Below are 22,171 nucleotides of genomic sequence, written 5' to 3'. Positions count from 1 at the left end.
GTGGAGGCCACCGATCACCTGAAGGCATCGCTCCTCGCGGCGATCGCGCTGGCGAACACCTTCGGCCCCGCCTGGCGTCAGGGACGGCCCGCGACCACACCCTCAACGGAAGCCGTTGCCAGTGTGCTGCGGCTGACCACCAACCGCATCGGCTCCCCGGACCCCGCGGAGTACGCCTCCGGCGGCAAGACCTTGTACGACGCCCTCAGCCGGCTGCCGGAGCTCGATCCCGCGGTCGAGCGGGTGAACAACTTACTCCGGGTAACCAAGGCCGCGCCGCAGCTCGTCCGGGACGAGGGCGCACCGTGGCACCTGCACTTCGCCGGTCCGGACGCGTCCGAGGCGACCGGTTGGCTGGCCGAGTTCGCCACCGCCGTCGCGATGTTGCTCGGCAGTGACGACGTCCATCGCCTTCGTCGGTGCGAGGCGGAGCGGTGCGAGGACCTCTTCCTGGACGCGACCAGGAACCGCACGCAGCGGTTCTGCTCAACGGCCTGCCAGAACCGCACCAAGGTCGCCGCGCACCGGGCCCGCACCGCCTGACCCGGTCGCCGTCACCATCGTTGCTTCGGGCAACCAGCCGAGCTTCGTGTAGAGGTGAACGCCTTCGGTGGTGGCCATCAGCAGCCCGGTCCGTGCGCCGTTGGCGATCGCTCGTCGGCTGAGGGCGCCCATCACCACGCTGCCGAGTCCGCGCCGCCGATGCGCCGGATCGGTGTGGATGTCATGCATCACCGCATCATTGTCGACAATCGCCACCAGGCCGCGCGCCGCCACCTCACCGTGGTGCAGCAGCCGCACGTATTCCAGTGATCCGTCGGTCTCCGTCGTCAGTTCGTACGACGTCGGTGGCTCCGGCTGCGGGTGATCGGCGAGATCGATCGACATCAAGACCTTCTGCTCGGCGAAGGTCTGCAATCCGGCCGCGCGGAGCCGCCGCGCGATCTCGTCGCCGTGCTGCGTGGTGACAGTCAGCCAGACACCCTCGGACGCCTGCGCTACCAGGTGGTCGACGACCGCAGGGTCGTCCGCGCGAGCGAACAGTTCCCGGTCGCGTCCGGGCAACCGCAGTACGACGGCGAACACCTCGTCGTACTCGATCGCCGGCTCGAGCCCACGGCATCGTCGCCAGCCGTCCACCCACCGCCTGAGGAGATCGTCCATGCGGAGGAGTGTAACTGTTTATCAAGCGATAGTCAGTTACTCACGTCCGAGCACGAAGGTCTGGATCGCGACCACCGCGCCGCCACGGGCCCACTCGCTGAAGTCGGCCGGCTGGAGCACCATCGGCAGTTCCACGCTGGACGGATGCCGGTCGGCGTGGAGCCCGGCGAGCAGGTCGTCGTGCGCTACGTCGGCCAGGCGGACGCCTTCGCCGCCGAGGACGACGAGTTCGGGCAGGGTGAAGTTCGCGGCAGCCGCGATCAGCCGGCCCAGCGCGCGGCCGGCCCGACTGATCACCTGGCTCGCGGCCGGATCACCTTTGGCTGCGAGGTCGAGGCATTCCTCGTAGTCGACGGACCGGCCGAGCGCGGTACCGACCTGTTCGGTGATGGCGCTGACTGTCAGCAGGCTGATCGCGCAGCCGCGGTGCCCGCGATCGCAGCGGGGTCCGTCCGGCAGCAGGGGGTAGTGGCCGATGGTGCCGATGCTCGTGTCAGGGCTGTCCACGATCCGATTGTGGACAATCAGCCCGTACCCGACCCCGGCGCCGATCGTCAGCAGCACGAAGCGGTCGATGCCGCGGCCCGCGCCGAACCAGTGGGTCGCCTCGGTCAACGCGACCAGGTCGTTCGCGATCACGACCGGCGTACTGGTGTGGGCGGCGAGGATCTCGCCGAACGGTACGTCGACCCAGTTCAGGTACGGCCCCCAGCGGACCTCGGAGCTGTTCGCCACCCGGCCGCCGAGAGCCACGCCGAGCCCGGTGATCGGCCCCGGCGCCTGGAGCGCGAGGTCGTCAGTCAGTGCGAGAACGAGCGCAGCCACTGCGGATGGCGTCGGATCGGTCAGCGGCCGCTCGGCACTCGCGATCACCTCGGCACGCAAAGTCGTGAGTACGCCGATCGCCGTGTCACCAGTGAGTTTGATGCCGACGAAGTGGTGTGCGCCGGGGTCGAGATCGAGCGGCTGCGACGGCCGGCCGACACGGGCGTCCGTCGGTCCTCCGGCGACCTCGACCAGCAGACCGGACTCCACCATTGGCTTGGTCAGCCGGGTCAGACTGCCCGGCGACAAGCCCACGCGGCGTGACAACTCGGCGCGCGACAGTGGCCCGTCGAGCAGGATCTCCAACGCGACCTGCCGCGACGGTCCGGTCAGCGGACGCCACTCACCCATTTCGACAGGGTAACCGCGCACGCTGGGGATGGACGCCGGGACGTGACCCGGTCCGCGGTTCTGGCCGCACAAGCCCCGGCGTCGAGATCAACCCAACGTCGTGTAGGTGTCCACACCCCTCGAAATGGTGAACGCACCGACGGCGTCGTACCCAATTCTTTACGAAGTATGCACCCACCCGGCTGGAAAAGATCGGGGACAACGCTGTCAGAAAAGTAACCCCGGCCAGGGCTCGCAGGACGGATAAAAACGTCGGGCGGATCAGCGGCCGCGGGTTGTCAGGCCGGGGAGGACCAGTGTGAGCCACCGGGATCGCACCGCCGGAGGCTGGTCGGTGGGGGCTGTGTTGATCAGCAGATAGAAGTCCTGGACCGTCACGTCGGCGTGCAGATCTCCGTCGTCCTTGGCGGCCTGGATCAGTTCCGCGAAGGCCGTGCCGGTGCGATCTTCGACGAGTTCGTCGGTCGGATAAGCGCCGAGCAGGCGGGCCGCCGCCTTCACCGCGTGGTCCGTGGCGGATGCCTCCAGTACGCGCTCGACCAGCCCGAGGATCTCGTCCATCGCCCTGGCGCCGCCGGCCGTTCGCTCCCGGGCCGCCTCGATGTCGTCGGCGACGCGATCCAGGTGCTCCGTGAGGACCGCGCTGACCAGGTCGGTCTTGTTCGGGAAGTGCCGGTACAGCGTGCCGACGGCCACCCCGGCGGCCGCGGCGATCTCGTCCATCCCGGCGTCCGGTCCGTGCAGGGTGATCTGGTCCCGGGCGGCGTCCAGGATCTTCGTCCGGTTCCGGACCGCGTCGGCGCGCGGGCTCATGGGCCTCCTCGGCTGGGCGTTGCAATATCGTGAACGCTGGTTCATGATAAGTGTGAACCAGCGTTCAGCTTATCCCCTGGGAGTGCCATGACAGCCAGGATCGCCCTCGTCACCGGCGCCTCGTCCGGTATCGGCGAGGCCACCGCGCGGAAACTGGACGCGCTCGGGTACGTCGTGTACGGCGCCGCCCGCCGCGTCGACCGGATGGAGAAGCTGGCCGCCGACGGCATCCGGACGATCGCCATGGACGTCACCGACGACGATTCGCTGCGCGCCGGGGTCGACCGCATCCTCAGTGAGACGGGGCGCATCGACGTACTGGTGAACAATGCCGGCTATGGGTCGTACGGCGCCGTCGAGGACGTGCCGCTGGACGAGGCGCGGTACCAGTTCGAGGTGAATGTGTTCGGTGCCGTCCGGCTGATCCAGCTGGTGCTGCCCGGGATGCGGGCGCAGCGGAGCGGCACGATCGTGAACATCAGCTCGATGGGCGGCCGGATCTACACACCGCTCGGTGGCTGGTACCACGGCACCAAGTTCGCACTGGAGGCACTCAGCGACTGCCTGCGCCTGGAGACCAAGTCCTTCGGCATCGACGTGGTCGTGATCGAGCCGGGCGCCATCCAGACCGAGTGGGGTGACATTGCCGCGAGCAACCTCCGCAAGGTCTCCGCCGACGGTCCTTATGCCAAACGAGCAGACGCCATGGCCGCGTCGATGAGCTCCGAAGCCAGCGCCCGCCGGAACTCCCCGCCCACAGTCATCGCCGACGCCATCGCCAAAGCCGTCACCGCCCGCCGTCCCCGAACCCGCTACACCGCTGGCTTCGGCGCCAAACCCCTGATCACGCTCCGCCGCGTCCTCCCGGACCGCGTCTTCGACGCGCTGATCAGCCGGCTGACCGGCGCCACGGTGTAGCGCTACCGCGGGAGTTTGCGGGTGTCGATCAGCTGCTGGGCGACGTCGCGGAGCTTGGTGTTGGTGTCCTGGGAGTAGCGCTTGAGGATGGCGAAGGCACGGTCGCCGTCGACGTCGAAGCGTTCCATCAGGATCCCCATCGCCTGACCGACGAGCTTGCGGGCGTCGACCGCCTGCGCCATCGACTCCTCGTGCCGGGCAGACGCGAGTGCGACGGAGGCGTGCCGCGCAAGGATGTGGGCGATCGCCTCGTCGTCCTCCGAGAACGCATCCGGGAACGGGCTGTAGAGCCCGAGCACACCGACGGTCGCACGAGCCGCCTCGCCGGTGGCCAGCGGTACGTCGAGCACGCTACGCACCCCAAGGGCAGCAACCTTCGCGGCCCACTCCGGCCAGCGGTCGTCGGCGGTGGTGGTGTCGCGGATCAGGACCGTGGATCGATTCCGCAACGCGGTGACCAACGGACCGTTCTGAGAACTGAGCTGCAGGTCGTACACGTCCCTGACGACCGGATCGGTGACCGCGGCGATCTCCGCCTGTGATCCACGGGAGTACAGCGCGACCCCGGCGTAGGTGCAGTTGAGCGCCTGGAGGGCGAACTGAACGACGGCATCGACCGTCTCGTCCACCCCCGGGGCGTCGTGCAGCTCGATCGCCAGACGCGCGAACGCGTCCGCCGACGTCGCGGCGAGATCCTGATCGGTCATCACAGGGACTCCAGTCGTGCGCGAGCCATCGGGCACCCCGTGGCTGGAGTGATCCTCAGGAGACATGATGCAGCCCCCTGGCCGGAAAATGTTAGCCGGACCCCGCACAGATTTTTCTGGGTCACTGGACCCAGAACGCTACAGTGAAGCCCATGACGGACTTCTCCGCTCTGCTGAGCGGCCAGACCAGCTGGCGGCGGGAGTTCGCGGCACCGATGCGTGCCTTTCTGCGGACCGAAGCGGGCAGCTCCGGAGTCCTCGCCGCGGCCATCGTGGTCGCGCTGCTGTGGGCCAATATCGCCCCCGAGCTGTACGACGATTTCTGGCGGACAGAACTGTCCGTCGGCCTCGGGGACAACGTCCTGAGTCTGGACCTGCGGGAGTGGATCAACAGCGGTCTGATGACGCTGTTCTTCCTCGTCGTCGGGCTGGAGGCGCGCCGCGAGTTCGACCTCGGTGACCTGCGCGAGCGCAGCCGGTTCGTCCTGCCGCTGCTGGCCGGCGTCACCGGCATGATCGTGCCGGTCCTGATCTATCTCGCCTTCAACCTGGGCGGCGACGGCGCGCACGGCTGGGGCGTCGCGATGTCGACCGACACCGCACTGGCGCTCGGGTTGCTGGCCCTGGTCGGCCGCGGCGTACCCGATCGGATCCGGATCTTCCTGCTGACAGTGTTCGTCGTCGACGACCTCCTCGCACTGGTCGTGATCGGCGTCGTCTACAGCGAGAACGTCGACCTGATGATGCTGGCGGCGGCGATCGTCGCGTTCGCCATCGTCCTGATCCTCGCCATCTACCGCGTCCGCATCGCCTGGCTGTACGTCGTACTCGGCGTGGTCATGTGGGCCGCGTTGCTGACGAGTGGCGTCGACCCCGTCGTCGCCGGACTCGCGATCGGGCTGACGGCGACGGCGTACACACCGGGACGTGAGGAACTCGAGCAGGCGACCGGGCTGGTCCGCCTGTTCCGTGAGCAGCCGACGCCCGAACTGGCGCGGTCCGCGACGGTCGGACTGACCGCGACGATCTCACCGAACGAGCGCCTGCAGTTCCTGTATCACCCGTGGACCAGCTACCTGATCGTCCCGTTGTTCGGCCTGGCCAACGCCGGCATCCCGATCGACCTGGACTTCCTCGGCCGCGCGTACACCGCGCCCATCACGCTCGGCATCCTGATCGGGTACGTCGTGGGCAAGCCGGTCGCGGTGACCGGTGTGTCCTGGCTGCTGGACCGCGCCACCGGCGGCCGCTTCCGCCCGCAGGTCGGCTGGGCGGGCGTGATCGGCAGCGGCACCATCGCCGGCATCGGCTTCACCGTGTCATTGCTGATAGCAACGATTGCCTTCGAGGGACAGGAGTTGGTGGAGGCCAAGCTCGGCCTGCTGTCGGCGGTGGTGGTGGCGTCTGTCCTCACCTGGCTGGTGTTCCGGACCGCGAAGCTGCTGTCGCCACCGAAGAAGGCGCTGGCGCTCCTCGGCGACGCGGAGCAGTTGGTCGACCTGATCGACCCGGTCGATCCCGAACGCGACCACATCCGCGGTCCGCAGGACGCGTCGGTGACGCTGGTCGAGTACGGCGACTTCGAGTGCCCCTACTGCGGAATGGCGGAGCCCATCGTCCGCGACCTGCTCCTGGACGACGACCTGCGATACGTGTGGCGTCACCTGCCGCTGAGTGACGTGCATGCGCGGGCACAGATCGCGGCCGAGGTCTCGGAGGCGGCGGCCGCCCAGGGTGCCTTCTGGGAGATGCACGACCTGCTGCTCGCGAACCAGGACAAGCTGCAGCCGGCCGACATGATCGGGTACGCCACTCAGCTCGGACTCGACACGGACCGGCTGCACGACGAGGTGAAGCGGCATGTGGCGGCAGCCCGGGTCGCGCAGGACGTGGAGTCGGCAGATCTGAGCGGTGTCTCCGGGACGCCGACGTTCTTCATCAACGGTCAACGTCACTATGGCGCGTACGACGTGGAGACGCTGAAGGCGGCGATCCATGTGGCCCGGGCGCGAGCGAAGATCAGCCGCCGGGACTGACTGGATCTTGTGGTACTAGGGCATTTCTGCCACTTTCGCGGGGTGGCGCGGATGCCTGACGCTGGTGGCTCCCATGAGCATTAAGGAGCCCGCCATGACCGTTCTGACCTCGGCTGTTCTGCAGACGCCCGCTGCCGGGCGCGACGACGCAGTCGCGCACTTCGCCGGCCGGTTGTCGTTCGAGGCCGACGTTTCCGACGTGGCCGCGGACATCGGTGTCGGGGCCCCCGGCTGGGTGCTGATCGACAGCCGCAGCCAGGAGAGCTGGGACCAGGGTCACGTGCCCGGCGCGGTCCACCTGCCGACCCGCGAGATCGCTGCCCGCGCGGCGTCCGTCGTACCCGACGGTGTGACGGTGGTGACGTACTGCTGGGGGCCAGGGTGCAACGGGGCGACCAAGGCGGCGCTGGAGTTCGCCAGGCTCGGGTATCCGGTGAAGGAGATGATCGGTGGGTTCGAGTACTGGACCCGGGAAGGGCTGCCGGTCGAGACGGCCGACGGCATCGAACGCCGGGCGACCGATCCGCTCACCGCACCGCTCGGGATCGCCTGCGCTTGCTGACCGGGCTCAGAGGCCGGCCAGGTAGTCCGCGTTGCCGCGGATGGCGGCCTCGTAGCGCTTGATCTCCGCGCTGTCCACGCGGTCGGCGATGACGAGCAGCAAGGACGCCAGTGCCTTGTCCTTCTGTCCGGCCGCGTGGAGGGTGAGTGCCTTGAACACCCGCAGCGAGTCCGACTCCGGGAACTCCGCGCAGGCCTTCTTGAACACGTCCAGCGAGTCGTCGAACCGGTCGAGGTTGCGCAGCGTGCTGCCGTACTGCAGCAGGCACTTGCGTCGTGTCTCCCCGCTCAACCCGGGCAGCGCGCGCTCGTAGTACTCGATCGCCTTCGCTTCCTGCCCGTCGGTGTCGTACGACCCGCCGACCTCGTACAGCACGTACGGGTTGCCCGGATGCTCGGTCAGCAACCGCTCGAAGAAGTCGATCGTCGGCTGCATGTTCGACCGGTCCCGCCGGGCGAACGCCTCCTCGATCGTCGCGGCCAGCTCCGGCGTCAGTTCTGTTGTCACCACTCCATCATGCCGCGTCCGGCGGGACCTCCGGCGTGCGGCGTTGCTGCCAGGGCCACGAGCCGGAGATCTCGACCTCGAGGGCGAAGCTGAGAACGGTGCGGATGAGGACGATCAGGCCCAGGACGAGGACGGACTGGGCCGAGGTGTCGACGATGATCGAGCGGATGATGTCGCCGACGATCAGGATCTCCAGGCCGAGGAGGATGACCCTGCCGAGGTTGACGCGCAGGCGCTGGTAGGTGTTCGTGCCGTGGTGCAGCACGTCGTACACGTAGCGGATCAGGACGACCGCGAGGCCGATCGCCATGATGACCACGCCGGCGCCCTCGATCACCCGCGCCACGTCGGCGAACACGGCCTCGAAGTCCACCGTCCACAAGTACCAGTCAGGCGGCCGCCGTGGTGGCTGCCTCGCCGGGCCGGATGTTCTGGTTCAGGTGGAAGACGTTGTCCGGGTCGTACGCCGTCTTGAGCGCGACCAGCCGGGCCAGCTTCGCCGGCGGGAACGCACGGCCGATCGGGTCACCGTTGAGCGTGTTCACGTAGGCCCCGTTCGCGTACGGCGCCAGCGTCGCGGCGTACTCACGCAGCTGGGCGATCCGTGCCTCGTCCTCCGCCGGGTCCTCCCACCGGGTCGCGGTGACGAACTCGAACAGCGTGTCCCGGTGACTGAACGCCGCGTCCTCATCCGGTACGTCGGCGATCGCACCGCCGTACGCCTGCAGGCTCGCTGCCACACCAGGTGTCTGCAACAACGCACGGATGGCCTCATCCGGCAACGCCTTGAAGTAGTGGCCCTTCCAGTAGCGGCGGTAGCGGTGTCCCTGCACGCTGTCGTCCCGACTCTGCAAGGTCAGGTACGGCATCTCCTCGATGGACTCATGCAGCACAGGACCCAGCGCACGGAACGCCGGCAGCAGGTTGTAGCCGCCTTTCCCGACCCACACATACCCGACGGTGACGGTGTCCGCCTTGATGGTCGCGGTGAACGTCGCCTCCCGCGGTGCGTTCGCGTTGAGTTCCCGCCAGCCCCGCAGGACATGGAAACCTGCCGATGCCGGATAGGTGAACTCGGCAACCAGCGCCCGCGTCCCGACCTGGTGCAGGCGGAACTCGAACGACGTGACGATCCCGAAGTTCCCGCCACCACCGCGCAGTCCCCAGAACAGCTCCGGGTTCTCCTCGGCACTCGCGCGAACCACCTCGCCGTCCGCCGTGACCACCTCGTACGACGCCACGTTGTCGCAGGCGAGACCGAACTGCCGGGCCAGCCAGCCCATCCCGCCGCCGAGGGTCAGGCCGCCGACGCCGGTGTGCGAGACGTTGCCCGCGGTCGTCGCCAGGCCGTGTTCCTGCGCGGCCCGGTCCAGCTCGCCCAGCAAGGCGCCACCCTGGATCCAGGCCAGTTGCCGCTCCGGATCGACCCGGACCGCGTTCATCGGCGTGAGGTCGATCATCAGGCCGCCGTCCGGTACGGCGAGACCGGCGATGTTGTGGCCGCCGCAGCGGACCCCGATCTCGAGTCCGGCCGTCCGCGCGAACCGGACCGCGGCCACCACGTCGGCGGTGTCGTGGCACCGGGCGATCACGGCGGGGCGACGGTCGACCATCGCGTTCCAGACGGTGCGGGCCTCGTCGTAGCCGGCGTCGCCGGCGCGTAGCAGGGTGGTCATCGTTCTGGCTCCTTCGCAGCGGGTTGTGTCCACCACCCTGACAGCGAAGCGGTACTCCGATAAGGTCCAGTTTCGTGAGCCGAATCAGGACCAGTTCGGGCGCCGGTGAGTTGTTGGTCGAGCTCCGCCGGGATGCCGGAGTGCCGCTGCACCAGCAGCTCGAAGGCGGGATCCGGGCTCGCATCCGCGAGGGCCTGCTGCGCGCGGACACCGTGATGCCATCGACCCGCGCGCTGGCGGACAACCTCGGGTTGTCACGTGGCGTCGTGGTCGAGGCCTATCAGCAGTTGGTCGCGGAGGGCTATCTGGTCAGCCGGGGTGGTGGCTACACGCAGGTCGCGCCGGTGGAGATCGTCGAGCCGGACGGCGCGGTCGCGACGCCGGCCGGGGAGCCGCGGATCGACTTCCGCTACAGCCGTCCGGACGTCTCGCAGTTCCCGCGCGCCGCGTGGCTCCGCTCGATCCGGCGGGTCCTGAACGAGACGCCGTACCAGAGCCTCGCCTATCTCGACGGGCGCGGCACGATCGAGCTGCGCACGGCACTCGCCGACTACCTCAATCGAGTCCGCGGTACGGCGGCCCGCCCGGAACACATGATGATCTGCAACGGCTTCGCGCAGGGATCGCGGTTGCTTCTGCAGGTCCTTGCCGAGCAGGGCTATCGCTGTCTGGCGGTCGAGGATCCGTCCGACAACGATCTGCGCGAGGTGGCTCGAGCGGCCGGTCTCGAGGCGGTCGGCGTACCGGTGCTGGAGTCGGGGATCGACGTGGACGCGCTCGATCGGTCGGGGGCGGACGTCGTCCTCGTGACGGCCGCGCACCAGTTCCCGACCGGCGCGGTCGCGTCGGCGGAGACGCGGGCGGCGCTGGTGGCGTGGGCCGCCGAGGGCGATCGGCTGGTCATCGAGGACGACTACGACGCGGAGTACCGCTACGACCGCGAGCCGATCGGTGCGATGCAGGGCCTCGCGCCGGACCGGGTCGCGTACGCCGGTACGGCGAGCAAGACGCTGGCGCCGGGGTTGCGGCTGGGCTGGCTGATCCTGCCGACCAGGCTGGTCGAGCCGATGTCACGGGCGAAGCTGATGGACGACCGCGGGTCGCCGGTGTTCGACCAGTTGGCGTTCGCGGACTTCGTGGCTCGCGGTGAGTTCGACCGGCATCTGCGCCGGATGCGGCCGCGGTACCGGTTGCTGCGGGACACGCTGGTCGACCGGCTCGCGGCGCGACTGCCCGAGCTGGTGCCGGTCGGGATCTCGGCCGGCCTGCATGTGATGACGTGGCTGCCACCGGATCTGACCGAGGCCGACGTCCAGGCGGCGGCGCTCGAACGCGGTCTCGGCGTCTATGGACTGACGCCGTACTGGGTCGCGTCGCCGGGACCGGCCGGACTGGTCTTCGGGTACGGCGGGCTGACCCAGAAGGCTGTTGTCGAGGGCATCGACCTGCTCGCGGACGCGATCGGGTCCTTACGCAGTCGATGAATAAACTTCCATTCGGTTGCAATTTGATCCGATTGGTTCTAGGCTCGGACGGGTGATAACCGCTGCTTGCATCGACAACCTGATGAACCAGGGCTGGCCCGCCGCGCACAGCACCGAGCTGGACGGCTGGCTGGTCCGACGCAACGACGGTGTCACCCTCCGAGCCAACTCGGTGCTGCCCGCGGGTGCGCCGTTCGACCTCGGAAAAGCCTTGGACTACGTGGAAAACCTGTACCAGGCTCACGGCATCACGCCGTCGTTCCAGATCAGCCCGGCGGCCCAGCCGACCGACCTGGACGCCCGGCTCGAGACGCGCGGCTACGAGGTCCGGAACCCGACGCTGGTGCAGTGCGCCGAGATCGCCGACGTACTCGCCAAGCTCCCCGGGCCGGACGCCGACGTGAATATTTCCTCGGTGCCCAGCGATCGCTGGATGAAGTGCTGGTGGGCTGTCGACGGTCGCGGCGGCGGTCCGGCCGAGCAGGCGTCCGCCCAGCAGATCCTCGAGCGCGGCCGTGCGCTCTACGCCGTCCTGCCAGGTGCGGCCGAGGACGCCAAGGCGATCGGCCGGCTCGCGCTCGTCGACGACTGGGCCGGCCTCTACTGCCTGGCCGTCGACGAAGGCTTCCGGCGCCAGGGCCTGGCCCGCGCCGTCATCCGCGCCTTGTTGCAGGAGGCAACGAACCGGGGTGTCGAGCGCGTCTTCCTGTGTGTCGTCGAGGCCAACACCGCGGCCCGGGCCCTCTACGACCGCCTCGGTTTCCGGACGGTCTCGCAGTACCACTACCGCGTCAGAGCGTGACCTTCGCCAGCAACTCCAGGACGACGAACTTCGCCCCGGTGCGCTCGACCGAGGTGCGCAGCGGGGTGAGGTCGGTCCACGGTACGGCCGGCTGATCGAGCGGCTTGCCGAAGTCGTCCCAGTGCGTCGCCAGCACCGTGTGCACCGGTTTGATCGTCCGGAGCAGCCGGTCGGTGATGCCGGGCTCGCCGCCGGGTGCGGCCAAAACCACGTCGACCTCGAGATCGCGCAGTGCGTTCGGGTCGAAGTTCGCCGTACTCAGACTGAGGATGCGCAGGCCGCCGATCGTGATCACGTACGCGAGTGTGCCGCCCTCGACCAGGTCCTCGATCACCCGCGGCCGGGGCGGTACGGCGTCGAGGCGGTAGCCCGCGAAGGCGTAGTCGTGCCGCTTCCCGCCACAGGAGTGCAGTGAGGGGAAGACCTCGACGGTGAAGCCGTCGAACGCCAGGTACTCACCGCCGCGCACGGGTGACAGCAGGTCCTTCGGCGTCCGCATCGCCCGCAGCAGGTTGACGTGCGACTGGGTGCCGAGGACCGTCGCCTGTGTCTTCCGCGCGACGTACGGTACGTCGGCCAGGTGGTCGTAGTGCCCGTGGTGCACGAGGATCGCGTCGGCCGCGGTGAGGTGGCGATCGATCACGGCCTCGTCGATCACCAGTTTGGTCTTGGGGTTCACGCCCTCCGGTGTGAACGTCCCGGTCTCGAAGCGGGTCAGCCACGGATCGGTCAGCACGATGTGCTCGGCGCACCGGATCTGCCACGCGTGGGTGCCGAGCCAGGTGAACTCGACCGGCGTCCGGTCCGTGGGTGCGCTCACTGCTGGTGCCGCTTCGCTGCGGGTGGCCATGGCGATGACTCCGGTGGCTCCGGCCGCGGCCGCGCCGGCCAGCATGCCTCGACGACTCACCTTCACGCTGTCTCCTCTCGTCGTACTGGGGCTTCAGTCAAGGCGATGGTGTCGGAGGTTGTCGAATATGCTCTTGCGCATGAATCGATTGTCTGGAGATATCGCCGCAGGTCAGCTGGGTCAATGCTGACCGAGCGGCATCTGCAGATCTTCATCGCGCTGGCCGAGGAGCACCACTTCGGCGACGCCGCCCGGGTCGTCGGCATCACCCAGCCGCCGCTGTCGCAGGGGCTGCGCCGGCTGGAGGCGCTGGTGGGCGCCAAGCTGTTCGAGCGCGGGCAGGGCCGGGTCGAACTGACGCCGGCCGGCGCGGCGCTGCTGCCGTACGCGCGCCGCGCGCTGACCTCGATCGAGGAACTGCGTCAGGCCGCGGTGTCGCGTGATCCAGAAGGTCCCGAAATCCGGCTCGGGCTGGCGCCGGAGGTCCCGCCGTCGGCCGGCGCCGCCGTGGCCGCGGCTTGCGGTGCAGCGATTCCGGGGAGCCGGGTGACTGTGGTTTCCGCGCCGACCAGTTCGCTCGTGGGTCAGGTGTCCGCGGGCCGGTTGACGTTGGCCGCCGTACTGCATCCCGCCGTACTCGACGGGCTCGAGGCTGGGCCGGTGACGTTGCTGCCGACGTGGGCCCTCGCGCCGAAGGCACTCGGTGCGAACGACGGGGAGGAGGTCGCGCTCCGGCGGTTGACCGGGGTGCCGATCGCCGTCCGGCCGCGGGCCGAGGCGCCGGCGGCTCGGGATCTGTTCCTGGACACGCTCGCGCTGCATCGGCCGGACGGCGGCACGGTCGTGGTCACCGACGAGCGGGCCGGGCTCGCGATGGCGGCCGCGGGCCAGGCGATCGTGGTGACCGCCGACCCTTCGCTCACGGCGCCCGGGGTCGGCAGGCATCGCCTTGTCGACAATCCGCTGCCGGTCCGTCTTCGCCTGGTGTGGTCCAGGACGCGTACGCCGTTCCTCCGCCCGGCGGACGTGATGGCTCAGTTGACCGATGCGATGGTGGCGTCGTGAGCGCCCGGATCCGCGCGGTCTTCGAGGACGCCGGCGTTCGCGGCTGGATGCACGCGGTCGCGCTCGACTCGCCGGATTCGACGGTCGAGGTCGAGGTCGACGCGGACACCGTCGTCCCGATGGCGTCGGTCTACAAGGTGCCGTTGCTCGCGGGCTTCTGCCGGCTGGTCGATCTGGGCGAGGTGGATCCGCGGCGGCAGCTGACACTGGACCCGTCGACGCGGACACCAGGACCGACCGGGGTGTCGATCCTGGCGGACCCGGTGACGATGTCGCTGCGGGACCTGGCGGTGTCGATGATGACCGTGTCCGACAACGCCTCCGCCGATGCGCTGCTGGACGTGGTCGGTCTGCAGCGGCTGGCGGAGCTCCTGGAGTCCTTCGGCTTGAAGCGAACCTGGGTACGACGGGGGACCGCGGGCAACCTGCGTGACCTGCAACGCCGGACCGGGGCGGACGATCCGGACGCGGCGCTCGCCGTACTGGCCGACAACGATCGGACCGATCCGGTAGGTGTCTATGAGGCGGCGAACGGGTCGGCGAGCAGCCCGCGCGACCTGACGACACTGCTGCGGCGGTTGTGGACGGGGGAGCTGCTCTCGGAGGAGCAGACGGCGTTCGTCCGGACGACGATGCATCGGCAACTGTTCATGCACCGGCTGGCGTCCGGCTTCCCGCACGACGGCGTACGCGTCGCGGGGAAGACCGGGACGTTCGGAGCCTTGCGGCATGAGGTCGGGGTGGTCACCCTGCCGGGCGGTGCTGCCTACGCGATCGCCGTGTTCACGCTTGCTGCTCGCGGCGACTTCCGCCAGCCCCGGGTCGACGCCGCGATCGGCGAGGCCGCGCGCGTCGCCGTCGATCTGCTCCGTTAGGTTCCGTGCAGCTCGACAGGAGGTGTCCACTCAATTCGACGACCGGGCACACCCGACGAGCCTGACCAGGTCGTGCCGCGGTCGATACCTCCTGTCGAACTGCACACTGCTAGACGATCGCGTAGGCCTCGACCTCGAGCAGGGCGTCGGGGCTGAAGAGTGCGACGACCTGGACGGCCGTGCTCGCGGGCGGGTTGGTGGTGTCGACGTAGGCGTCGCGCGCGGCGCGGATCGCCGGCAGGTAAGCGATGTCGGTGACGAAGAAGTTCAGCTTGACCACGTCGGCGAAGGTGGCGCCGGCGGCCTTCAGGCACGCGTCCAGGTTCGCGAACACCTGCCGCGCCTGGGCAGCCGGGTCGCCGACGCCGACGAACGCGCCGTCTCCGTCCAGCGCGACCTGCCCCGCGATCGCGACCCACTGTCCGGGCCCGGTCACGACATGGCTGTAACCGTTGCCCGGGGCAACACCTTCCGGTTGTGGGTGTGAGAGCTTGCTCAAGGGTTCCTCCAGAGTCGGGTCGTCCGCACTCAGGTATACAACGCCTTGGTGAGGAAGTCGCCGACGATTCGCTGCATCCCGGCGTCGAACCGGTGCCGGCCGGGGAGCCAGACGCCTTCGTAGCTGCCGGGGCCGTAGTGGAAGTGTTCGGTGAGTTCGCGGTCGGCGTCGTGCATGCCGGCCGGGCTGAACAGTTCGTCGTCCTCGGCGTACACGACGAGTTGCTGGTGGCGGGCGCGGCCGGCGGCGAGGGTCGGGTGATCGAGGTGCCGGGCCAGGCCGGGCGTCGAGAACAGCCACGAGTGGACGTCGACGTACGACGGAATGAGCCCGGCGAAGGTGGTCATCATGCAGACCACGGCCGACGCCTCGATGCCGGGATCGAGAGCGGTGAGGATCGCGGCGCGGCCACCACCGCCGGACAGGCCGAAGACGCCGACCTTTTCCACGCCGTCGATTCCGCGCAACACACTGAGCGCGGTCAGGTCGTCGTACGCGACCATGCCGGCCAGCGACGTACCGAGAATCCCGGCCGCCTTCGCCACCGTGTGCTCGTGCACGGACGCGGCGACGTCGTACGACTCGTCGTCCTCGGCCGGCAGCTCGAAGCGGCGGGAACCCCAGGCGAAGGTGTCGTGACACAGCACCACGAAGCCCGCGCGGGCGAGCACACCGGCGGCGGCCTGGCCCTCGTACAGGTCCTCGCGGACCCTGACCGCGACCCGGCTGGGCCGCGGTACGTCGACCAGCCGCTCGGCACCGATCGACTTCACCCCGGCATGGCAGTGCAGACCGAGCAGGCCCGCCCGCGGCGCTCGCCCGGCCGGCCGGAGCAACCACGCACGCGTCGGCGGCCCGAACGGCGTGGTCCACTCGAGTTCACGGGTGTGGACGCCATCGGTCTGCCACTCGTCCACGGTCCGCACGGCAGGCGCGGCGCCGGGCTCCGGTACGCCGAGCAGTCCGGCGACCTTGGTGGTCAGTTCGTCCCCGGTCAGTGGCAGGGTGTCCCGGACGAAGTCCGGCCAGTCGTCGTACCCGCCCAGTGCGCTGGGTCTCACGCCACCTCACAGGGTTGAGAAACCGGTTTCTTTCCTGAGAAGGTAACACAGTGGCCGAGGCTCGAATAGGCTTCGGAAGGCGGTTTCCCAACCGGGCGGGCACGAACGGAAGACGGCGCATGGGCAGGACACCGAAGGACTCGATCACGATCGCCGATGTCGCGCGGGCGGCGGAGGTGTCCCGGGCGACCGTCTCGCGGGTGATGAACGGGCGCCTGACCGTCGCTCCGGACATCGCCGAACGCGTTCGCGCCGCCGCCGACCGGTTGAACTACCGGCCCAGCGATCTGGCCCGCAGCCTGTCGCTCGGTCGCACCGACATGGTCGCGCTGGTCGTCCCCGATCTGGCCAACCCGCTGTTCCAGCAGGTCCTGCGCGGCATCACGAACGCCTCGGCCGCGGCCGGCTACCGGGTGCTGGTCGCCGAGACCGACGAGGACCCGGCCGCCGAGGCGGGGATCGCCCTGGCGGCGCGTCGACGCTGCGACGCGTTGATCATGGTGTCGCCGCGCCTCGACGAGGAGAGCCTGCTCGAACTGCTGCCGCAGGTCCAGCCGGTGATCCTGGTCAACCGGCCAGGCCCGGCGGAGGTCGCCAGCGTCGCGGTCGACTACGGCCGCGCGGTGCGGATCGTGGTGAACCACCTGGTCGGTCTCGGGCACCGCCGGCTCGCGTTCCTGGCCGGTCCGCCGGCCAGTTCGTCCAACCAGGCCCGGCTGCGGTCGCTGGACATCGCGCAGCGGGAGATCCCGGATCTCGAGATCGTCCGGCTGGACTGCGGCTGGTCGATCGAGGACGGGTACGCCGCGGTCGAGCGGGTGCTGGAGTCGCGCGCGACGGCCGTTGTCGCGTTCAACGATCTGGTCGCGTTCGGGTTGCTTGCCCGGCTCAACGAAGTGGGCGTCGCCGTACCGGCCGATGTGTCGGTCGCCGGGATGGACGACATCGGGTTGTCGCGGTTCGCCGTCCCTTCGCTGACGACGGTGCGGGTCCCGCAGCAGGAGCTGGGGGAGCTGGCCTGGCGTCGGTTGTACGCCGCGATCTCCGGTGTGGATGCCGAGGTGGACGGCGTACCGGACCTTCGGCTGGCGGTGCGGGCGAGCACGGGGCCGGTGCCGCAGGCAACGCAGCTGACCGGGGACGCTCCGGGTGAGAGGGTCGGGTGGCAGCAGCAAGGGGACAGGTTCGTGCTCGGCGGTGATTCCGTGCCGCTCGCGCACTACGAGTTCGGGCGGCGAATGCCGCAGGTGCATTCGCCTCGGCCGTACCTGCACCCCGTGCGGACGCTCGGCGGTCACCCGCTCACCGAGGTCAGCCCGGTCGATCACCGGCACCACTACGGCGTCTCGCTGGCCGTTGCCGGAGTCAACGGTACGTCGCACTGGGGCGGACGAACCTTCCTCCCGGACCGCGGACCGACGCTGCTCCCGAACCACGGTCAGCAACGCAGCCGCGGCGTCGCCGTCGACGGCAACGCCCTGACCGACGAGGTCACCTGGTACGACGAACAGGGCCGCCCGCAACTCGCGGAGCGCAGGCTCCTCCGCGGAGCACTGGCCGAGGGCGGCTGGCGGCTCGACTGGGAGAGCGTCTTCACCGCCCGCTACGGCCCGGTCCGCATCGACAGCCCGGCCACCACCGGCCGCGCCGGCGCCGGGTACGGCGGCATCTTCTGGCGTCTTCCAACGGTCGAAACCACAACCGTCCTCAGCGATTCCGGCGAGGGGACCGACGCCGCCTACGGATCGACCAGCCGCTGGCTGGCCTTCATCCAGCAACGCGCCGACGCGTTCACCACACTGCTTCTGTTCCAGCCCGGTGACGTTCGCCCGTGGTTCCTCCGCTCCAAGGATTACGTCGGTGCCGGTCCTGCCCTGGCCTGGGACGGTCCCCTGGACCTGCAGCCAGAGCAGGCGGTCTCGTTCTCCCTGAGTGCACTGCTCCTCGACCACCCGGTGGACCTGTCCCAAGCACGCACCCTGATGGGACGCCTGCTCTAGGAGAGGGACGCGATACCCGTCACTGGGGAGGATGCGAGGGCGGAGTGCCAGCGGCGCGGGACCCGGCCGGCCAGGCGGGCGGCGCGGCCGGCGGCGACCGCGTCGCGCATCGCGCCCGCCATCAGGGCAGGCTTCTCCGCGCGCGTGACCGGGGTGGCGAGCATGACCGCGTCACACCCGAGCTCCATGGCCAGCGCCGCGTCGCTCGCCGTACCGATTCCGGCGTCGACGATCACCGGGACGTTCGCGGCCTCGGCGATCAGCGCGAGGTTGTGTGGGTTGCGGATCCCGAGCGCGGAACCGATGGGTGCCGCCAACGGCATCACCGCCGCACATCCCGCCTGCTCGAGGCGGCGGGCGAGGATCGGGTCGTCGTTCGTGTACGGGAGCACGATGAAACCGTCGGCCACCAAGGTGTCCACGGCATCCAGCAACTCGACCGGGTCCGGCATCAGCAAGTGGTCGTCGGCAACGACCTCGACCTTGATCAGGTCGGTCCGCAAGGCCTCCCGGGCCATCCGCGCCGTGAGCACCGCCTCCGCGGCGGTGTGGCAGCCGGCCGTGTTCGGCAGCACCTCGATACCGTGCTTCGCCAGTACGTCGAGGACCGAGCCCTCGTGGCCGGTGCCGAGCCGGCGCATCGCGACCGTGGTCAGTTGGGTGCCGGAGGCAAGCAATGCCTCCTCCATCACTTCCAGGTTGGCCGAACCGCCCGTGCCCATGATGAGACGCGAGGTGTACGCCCGCCCGCCGAGCTCCAGTGGGTCGTCCATGTCAGCCTCCCTGGACCGCGCTGACGATCTCGACCCGGTCGCCCGGCTTGAGCGTGGTACCGGCCCACTCGCTGCGCGTGAGCACGGTCTGGTTGACCGCGACCGCGATCCCGGTGGTGCGGTCGGAGTACTCCTGGATCAGGTCGGCAACGGACTTCCCCGGTGCGACCGTGGTCTCTGTACCGTTCACCCAGACGGATTCCTGCATCGCTTCCTCCCTACGCCGGAATTACCCGATTCAGGTTCAGCGGTCGGCGACGCCGTACACAGTCGCCCTCTCAGCCCGCTCCGGTGCGAGCTCCCGCGGCAGTTCGACACTAACCACCAAAGGCGATCGAGACAACCCAGGGTCAGGAGATGCGGGTCGCCCTCAGGTCGAGGTGGAGGTCCAGTTTCTGGGCGACCATGAGGTTGGTGGCCGCGTTCCAGTTGACCGACCAGCGTTTGCGCAGCAGTGGAAGGGATCCGGTGAAGGCGACGCCGTCGTCGGTGCCGGTCAGCTCCAGCGGTACGACGACCGGCCGGGTGGCGCCACGGATCGTGAGATTCCCCGTCACCGTGAACGTCGTCACACCCGTCCGGCTCACCTTCGTGGACCTGAACTTGATCGACGGAAACGTCTCCGCGTCGAGGAAATGCTCACGCAACGCGGCATCCCGCCGCCGGTCGCCGGTCTGGATGCTGTCCGCCTGAATCGTCAGATCCGCCGTGGACCGCCCCGGATCCTCCCCATCCAGGCGAAGTACCCCACTGAACACCTCGAACTGCCCAGGAACCCGGGGCCCGACCGTATGCCGCGCCGTGAACCCCAACCTCGACCGCGCCGCATCCACCGCGTAGTCCCCGGTCAATTCCCTCAACATCGTCGTCGTAGTCATACAGGTACGACGAGACCGCCATCCGAACTGTCAGGCTTCAGGACCAGGCTTCAGGACCAGGCGGAGAAGGGCGAGGCTTGCGAGTGCGGCGACGAAGGCCGGGACCGCCCACCAGCCGAGGGCGTGGTAGAGGCGTACGGCGGTCCAGGAGCCGAGGCTGCCGGCGGAGTAGGCGCAGACCATGTACGCCGTGTTCATCGCGCTGCGCCGGCCGGGGTCGAGTTGGTACATCCGGGTGACGTTCGCGACCATCCCCGACTGCATCGACACATCGAGGACGAGTACGCCGGCCACGAGGAGCGTGAGTCCCAGCGCACCACCGGCGTACGCACCCAGCATGAGTGCGGCGGCGAGAACTGTTCCGACCAGGATCCAGGCCGTCACGGCGTCCGGCGTACGGCGATCGACGATGCGACCGGTCCACGGGACGACGGCCATGGTGGCGATCGCGACCAGACTGATCCAGCCGAGCGCGCCGGCTCCGAGGCCGAACGAATCCTGCAGGACGAGGACCAGGGTCGCCCAGGTGCCGGTGAAGCCCGCGAACGTGCAGGCCTGGTAGAACGCCGATCGACGCAGCCCGCTGCGCAATCTCAGTTGGTCGAAGGGCCGGCGCAGGTACTGCGGGAACTCCGCCGGCTCGACGTACACCGGCACGGGCAGCCGGGTCCACGCGACCGCGGCGCACACCAGCGCCAGTACGGCGGCACCCAGGTAGGCGTACCGCCAGGAGTACTCCTCGCCCAGGAACCCGGCGATCGCGCGCGACAGGATCATCCCGGGGATGCCCACGCTGAGCAGGATGCTGTTGATGCTGCCCAATCGCCGCGACCCGGTCATTCCCGCGACGTACGGACCGATGACCGGCGATGCCACCGTCGCACAGCCCATCAGGAACGACGCGATCACCAGGACCGGCAACGACGGTGCCGCCGCGGCTGCGAGCGCAAAGACCGCGACACCGGCGAACAAGATGGTCAGCAGCCGTCGCTGCGCCCCGGTGTCACCCAGCGGTACGACGGTCAGGATGCCAACGGCGTACCCGGCCTGCGGCGCGGTCACGACCAGCGCCGCGTCCGACAGCGGTACGTGCAGCGACGCCGCGACGGATGGCAGCAGCGCCTGCGGGAAGTAGACAGTCCCGACGCCGACAGCCGAACACACGGCCAGTACGCCGAGCAACGTCGTACGCGGTCGTGCGTCGACGGCAACCTCGGTACTCATGCCCCGACTGTTGCCGGGCATCACGGCGACCTGAGAACGATTTAGGATCGGGCTACATCAACTAAGGGGACAGACGTGCTCACCTATGAGCTGACCTCGCGGGACCTCGAGGACGTCCGGTTCGCGATCTCACCGGCGGCCGAGACCGTGCTGTCGCTGCGGGCGCTGCAGGACCCCGGCCGGTTCCCGCTGCAGTTGCCGTGGGTGCGGGCGGTCCAGCCGTTGCTCGAAACGCTCGACTGGGACGTGCTGCGCTGGCTGGTCAACCACAGGATGGGGAGCCCGGACTTCCTCACGCCGCGTCCGACCTCGCCTCTGACGCAGATCAAGGAAGAGCTCGACGTCATCGGCGCGGTCGACCTGGAGACGTTCGAGCGGCAGTTGATCGCGGTGAACGGTGAGCTTCCCGCTGCGCTGGCCGGACCGGATGGGGTGGCGAAGGTGGTTGATGCGCTGCGCGAGTACTGGCAGACGGTGATCGCGCCGTACTGGAACCGGATGCGTACGCTCCTGTCCGCCGACATCAGCTACCGCGGCCATGTCGTCACCCAGCGAGGAACGGGCGCGATGCTGAACGAACTCGGGCCGGCCATCAGCTACCGCGACGGCCTGCTCCGGGTCGACCGCGTGAGCGACCCCAGCCGGACCGAGAGCGTCGCCGGCCGCGGCCTCGTACTCCAGCCGACCCTCTTCGGCCCGCACGCCGTCATCCCGTTCGACATCGGCGCCGAACCGCTCCTCGGCTACCCGCCCCGCGGCCAGGCCAACCTCTGGTCCGTCGTCGACCCACCGTCACGGCGCGACCTGGCCCAACTCATCGGCACCGCCCGAGCCCGCATCCTCGAACTCCTCACCCACCCCCGCACCACCACCGACGTCGCCGCCGAACTCAAGGTCACCCCCTCCGCCGTCAGCCAGCAGCTCCAACTCCTCCGCCGTACCGGCCTGGTAGAACCCCAACGCACCGGCAAACAGGTCCTCTACAAACCCACCCAACTAGCCGCGCTCCTCACGGGCACCGAGCCCGACTGACCGGAGCGCGGCTGGATGGCGGGTTGTGTGCCGGCTGGCGGGCTGTTGCGCGCCAGCGGTGAAACAACC

General features: G+C 69.2%; 24 protein-coding genes and 1 riboswitch. Of the genes, 10 read left to right on the top strand and 14 right to left on the bottom strand.

Annotated elements, in window-relative coordinates; all coding sequences use genetic code 11:
* A complete protein-coding gene (locus ACGFH6_RS36745) occupies window positions 1–543 on the top strand; it encodes a CGNR zinc finger domain-containing protein (protein WP_393393731.1) in 543 nt (180 codons plus the stop codon).
* On the opposite strand, the gene ACGFH6_RS36740 is transcribed toward ACGFH6_RS36745, so the two are convergent.
* From ACGFH6_RS36740 to ACGFH6_RS36730, 3 genes are all read right to left on the bottom strand, one after another.
* On the bottom strand, window positions 487–1,164 hold the full coding sequence (locus ACGFH6_RS36740) for a GNAT family N-acetyltransferase (RefSeq protein ID WP_393393729.1): 678 nt from the start codon (window positions 1,162–1,164) through the stop codon (window positions 487–489). The genes ACGFH6_RS36745 and ACGFH6_RS36740 overlap by 57 nt on opposite strands.
* Window positions 1,165–1,200: 36 nt before the next feature.
* Window positions 1,201–2,340: an ROK family protein gene (locus tag ACGFH6_RS36735; RefSeq protein ID WP_393393726.1), complete on the bottom strand. Its 1,140-nt coding sequence runs from the start codon at window positions 2,338–2,340 to the stop codon at window positions 1,201–1,203.
* Window positions 2,341–2,601: 261 nt separating this feature from the next.
* Window positions 2,602–3,153, bottom strand: coding sequence for a TetR family transcriptional regulator (locus tag ACGFH6_RS36730; RefSeq protein WP_393393723.1), 552 nt, complete (start codon window positions 3,151–3,153; stop codon window positions 2,602–2,604).
* 87 nt (window positions 3,154–3,240) lie between these two features.
* On the opposite strand from ACGFH6_RS36730, the gene ACGFH6_RS36725 reads away from it, so the two are divergent.
* Window positions 3,241–4,071 carry an oxidoreductase gene (locus ACGFH6_RS36725; RefSeq protein ID WP_393393720.1) on the top strand — a complete coding sequence of 277 codons (831 nt, stop codon included), beginning with the start codon at window positions 3,241–3,243 and terminating at the stop codon, window positions 4,069–4,071.
* A gap of 2 nt (window positions 4,072–4,073) precedes the next feature.
* On the opposite strand, the gene ACGFH6_RS36720 is transcribed toward ACGFH6_RS36725, so the two are convergent.
* Entirely contained in the window at window positions 4,074–4,778 is a 705-nt protein-coding gene (locus ACGFH6_RS36720; RefSeq protein WP_393393717.1) for a GAF and ANTAR domain-containing protein, read from the bottom strand.
* A gap of 152 nt (window positions 4,779–4,930) precedes the next feature.
* Here ACGFH6_RS36720 and nhaA point away from each other — a divergent pair, with 152 nt between their 5' ends.
* Window positions 4,931–6,814 (top strand): Na+/H+ antiporter NhaA, encoded by a 1,884-nt coding sequence (nhaA, locus tag ACGFH6_RS36715; RefSeq protein ID WP_393393714.1) that lies wholly within the window; start codon window positions 4,931–4,933, stop codon window positions 6,812–6,814.
* Window positions 6,815–6,908: 94 nt separating this feature from the next.
* Complete coding sequence (locus ACGFH6_RS36710; RefSeq protein WP_393393711.1) at window positions 6,909–7,376, top strand: rhodanese-like domain-containing protein; 468 nt, start codon at window positions 6,909–6,911, stop codon at window positions 7,374–7,376.
* Window positions 7,377–7,382: 6 nt separating this feature from the next.
* Here the strand turns inward: ACGFH6_RS36710 and ACGFH6_RS36705 are convergent, their stop codons facing one another.
* The 3 genes from ACGFH6_RS36705 to ACGFH6_RS36695 are packed head-to-tail and all read right to left on the bottom strand — an operon-like array spanning window position 7,383 to window position 9,559.
* Window positions 7,383–7,883 carry a tetratricopeptide repeat protein gene (locus ACGFH6_RS36705; RefSeq protein ID WP_393393708.1) on the bottom strand — a complete coding sequence of 167 codons (501 nt, stop codon included), beginning with the start codon at window positions 7,881–7,883 and terminating at the stop codon, window positions 7,383–7,385.
* Window positions 7,884–7,890: 7 nt separating this feature from the next.
* Window positions 7,891–8,256 (bottom strand): DUF1622 domain-containing protein, encoded by a 366-nt coding sequence (locus tag ACGFH6_RS36700; protein ID WP_393393706.1) that lies wholly within the window; start codon window positions 8,254–8,256, stop codon window positions 7,891–7,893.
* 16 nt (window positions 8,257–8,272) lie between these two features.
* Window positions 8,273–9,559, bottom strand: a complete 1,287-nt coding sequence (locus ACGFH6_RS36695; RefSeq protein WP_393393704.1) for an FAD-binding oxidoreductase — start codon at window positions 9,557–9,559, stop codon at window positions 8,273–8,275.
* Window positions 9,560–9,633: 74 nt separating this feature from the next.
* On the opposite strand from ACGFH6_RS36695, the gene ACGFH6_RS36690 reads away from it, so the two are divergent.
* On the top strand, window positions 9,634–11,043 hold the full coding sequence (locus ACGFH6_RS36690) for a PLP-dependent aminotransferase family protein (protein ID WP_393393702.1): 1,410 nt from the start codon (window positions 9,634–9,636) through the stop codon (window positions 11,041–11,043).
* A gap of 52 nt (window positions 11,044–11,095) precedes the next feature.
* Window positions 11,096–11,845, top strand: coding sequence for a GNAT family N-acetyltransferase (locus ACGFH6_RS36685; RefSeq protein ID WP_393393700.1), 750 nt, complete (start codon window positions 11,096–11,098; stop codon window positions 11,843–11,845).
* On the opposite strand, the gene ACGFH6_RS36680 is transcribed toward ACGFH6_RS36685, so the two are convergent.
* Complete coding sequence (locus tag ACGFH6_RS36680; protein ID WP_393393697.1) at window positions 11,835–12,761, bottom strand: MBL fold metallo-hydrolase; 927 nt, start codon at window positions 12,759–12,761, stop codon at window positions 11,835–11,837. The two genes, ACGFH6_RS36685 and ACGFH6_RS36680, sit on opposite strands and share 11 nt — an antisense overlap.
* A 117-nt stretch (window positions 12,762–12,878) precedes the next feature.
* On the opposite strand from ACGFH6_RS36680, the gene ACGFH6_RS36675 reads away from it, so the two are divergent.
* Both ACGFH6_RS36675 and ACGFH6_RS36670 read left to right on the top strand, forming a co-directional pair.
* Complete coding sequence (locus ACGFH6_RS36675) at window positions 12,879–13,760, top strand: LysR family transcriptional regulator (protein ID WP_393393695.1); 882 nt, start codon at window positions 12,879–12,881, stop codon at window positions 13,758–13,760.
* Window positions 13,757–14,635, top strand: a complete 879-nt coding sequence (locus tag ACGFH6_RS36670) for a serine hydrolase (RefSeq protein WP_393393692.1) — start codon at window positions 13,757–13,759, stop codon at window positions 14,633–14,635. Before ACGFH6_RS36675 ends, ACGFH6_RS36670 begins: the two co-directional genes overlap by 4 nt.
* 109 nt (window positions 14,636–14,744) lie before the next feature.
* Here the strand turns inward: ACGFH6_RS36670 and ACGFH6_RS36665 are convergent, their stop codons facing one another.
* Both ACGFH6_RS36665 and ACGFH6_RS36660 read right to left on the bottom strand, forming a co-directional pair.
* A complete protein-coding gene (locus tag ACGFH6_RS36665) occupies window positions 14,745–15,134 on the bottom strand; it encodes a RidA family protein (RefSeq protein WP_393393689.1) in 390 nt (129 codons plus the stop codon).
* Window positions 15,135–15,163: 29 nt separating this feature from the next.
* A complete protein-coding gene (locus ACGFH6_RS36660; RefSeq protein ID WP_393393687.1) occupies window positions 15,164–16,195 on the bottom strand; it encodes a hypothetical protein in 1,032 nt (343 codons plus the stop codon).
* A 119-nt stretch (window positions 16,196–16,314) separates the two neighbouring features.
* Here ACGFH6_RS36660 and ACGFH6_RS36655 point away from each other — a divergent pair, with 119 nt between their 5' ends.
* The gene (locus ACGFH6_RS36655) at window positions 16,315–18,195 is read left to right on the top strand and encodes a DUF6807 family protein (RefSeq protein ID WP_393393685.1); all 1,881 of its coding nucleotides are present in this window, start codon (window positions 16,315–16,317) and stop codon (window positions 18,193–18,195) included.
* Here ACGFH6_RS36655 and ACGFH6_RS36650 read toward each other — a convergent pair.
* The 4 genes from ACGFH6_RS36650 to ACGFH6_RS36635 all read right to left on the bottom strand — a co-directional run bounded on the left by ACGFH6_RS36650 (window position 18,192) and on the right by ACGFH6_RS36635 (window position 21,070).
* Complete coding sequence (locus tag ACGFH6_RS36650; RefSeq protein ID WP_393393683.1) at window positions 18,192–18,968, bottom strand: thiazole synthase; 777 nt, start codon at window positions 18,966–18,968, stop codon at window positions 18,192–18,194. The two genes, ACGFH6_RS36655 and ACGFH6_RS36650, sit on opposite strands and share 4 nt — an antisense overlap.
* A 1-nt stretch (window position 18,969) precedes the next feature.
* Window positions 18,970–19,176 (bottom strand): sulfur carrier protein ThiS, encoded by a 207-nt coding sequence (gene thiS, locus ACGFH6_RS36645; RefSeq protein ID WP_360442968.1) that lies wholly within the window; start codon window positions 19,174–19,176, stop codon window positions 18,970–18,972.
* A riboswitch (TPP riboswitch) is annotated at window positions 19,167–19,283 on the bottom strand. Its footprint overlaps the gene before it by 10 nt.
* 35 nt (window positions 19,284–19,318) lie before the next feature.
* The gene (locus tag ACGFH6_RS36640; protein WP_393395083.1) at window positions 19,319–19,831 is read right to left on the bottom strand and encodes a YceI family protein; all 513 of its coding nucleotides are present in this window, start codon (window positions 19,829–19,831) and stop codon (window positions 19,319–19,321) included.
* A 45-nt stretch (window positions 19,832–19,876) separates the two neighbouring features.
* The gene (locus tag ACGFH6_RS36635; RefSeq protein ID WP_393393680.1) at window positions 19,877–21,070 is read right to left on the bottom strand and encodes an MFS transporter; all 1,194 of its coding nucleotides are present in this window, start codon (window positions 21,068–21,070) and stop codon (window positions 19,877–19,879) included.
* 75 nt (window positions 21,071–21,145) lie between these two features.
* Here ACGFH6_RS36635 and ACGFH6_RS36630 point away from each other — a divergent pair, with 75 nt between their 5' ends.
* The gene (locus ACGFH6_RS36630) at window positions 21,146–22,102 is read left to right on the top strand and encodes a DUF5937 family protein (RefSeq protein ID WP_393393677.1); all 957 of its coding nucleotides are present in this window, start codon (window positions 21,146–21,148) and stop codon (window positions 22,100–22,102) included.
* Window positions 22,103–22,171 lie beyond the last annotated feature (69 nt).

The organism is Kribbella sp. NPDC049227, from assembly GCF_043197265.1.
GTDB lineage: Bacteria > Actinomycetota > Actinomycetes > Propionibacteriales > Kribbellaceae > Kribbella.
The sequence above is the reverse complement of the archived record's forward strand: the minus strand, read 5'-3'. Positions and strand labels throughout refer to the sequence as shown.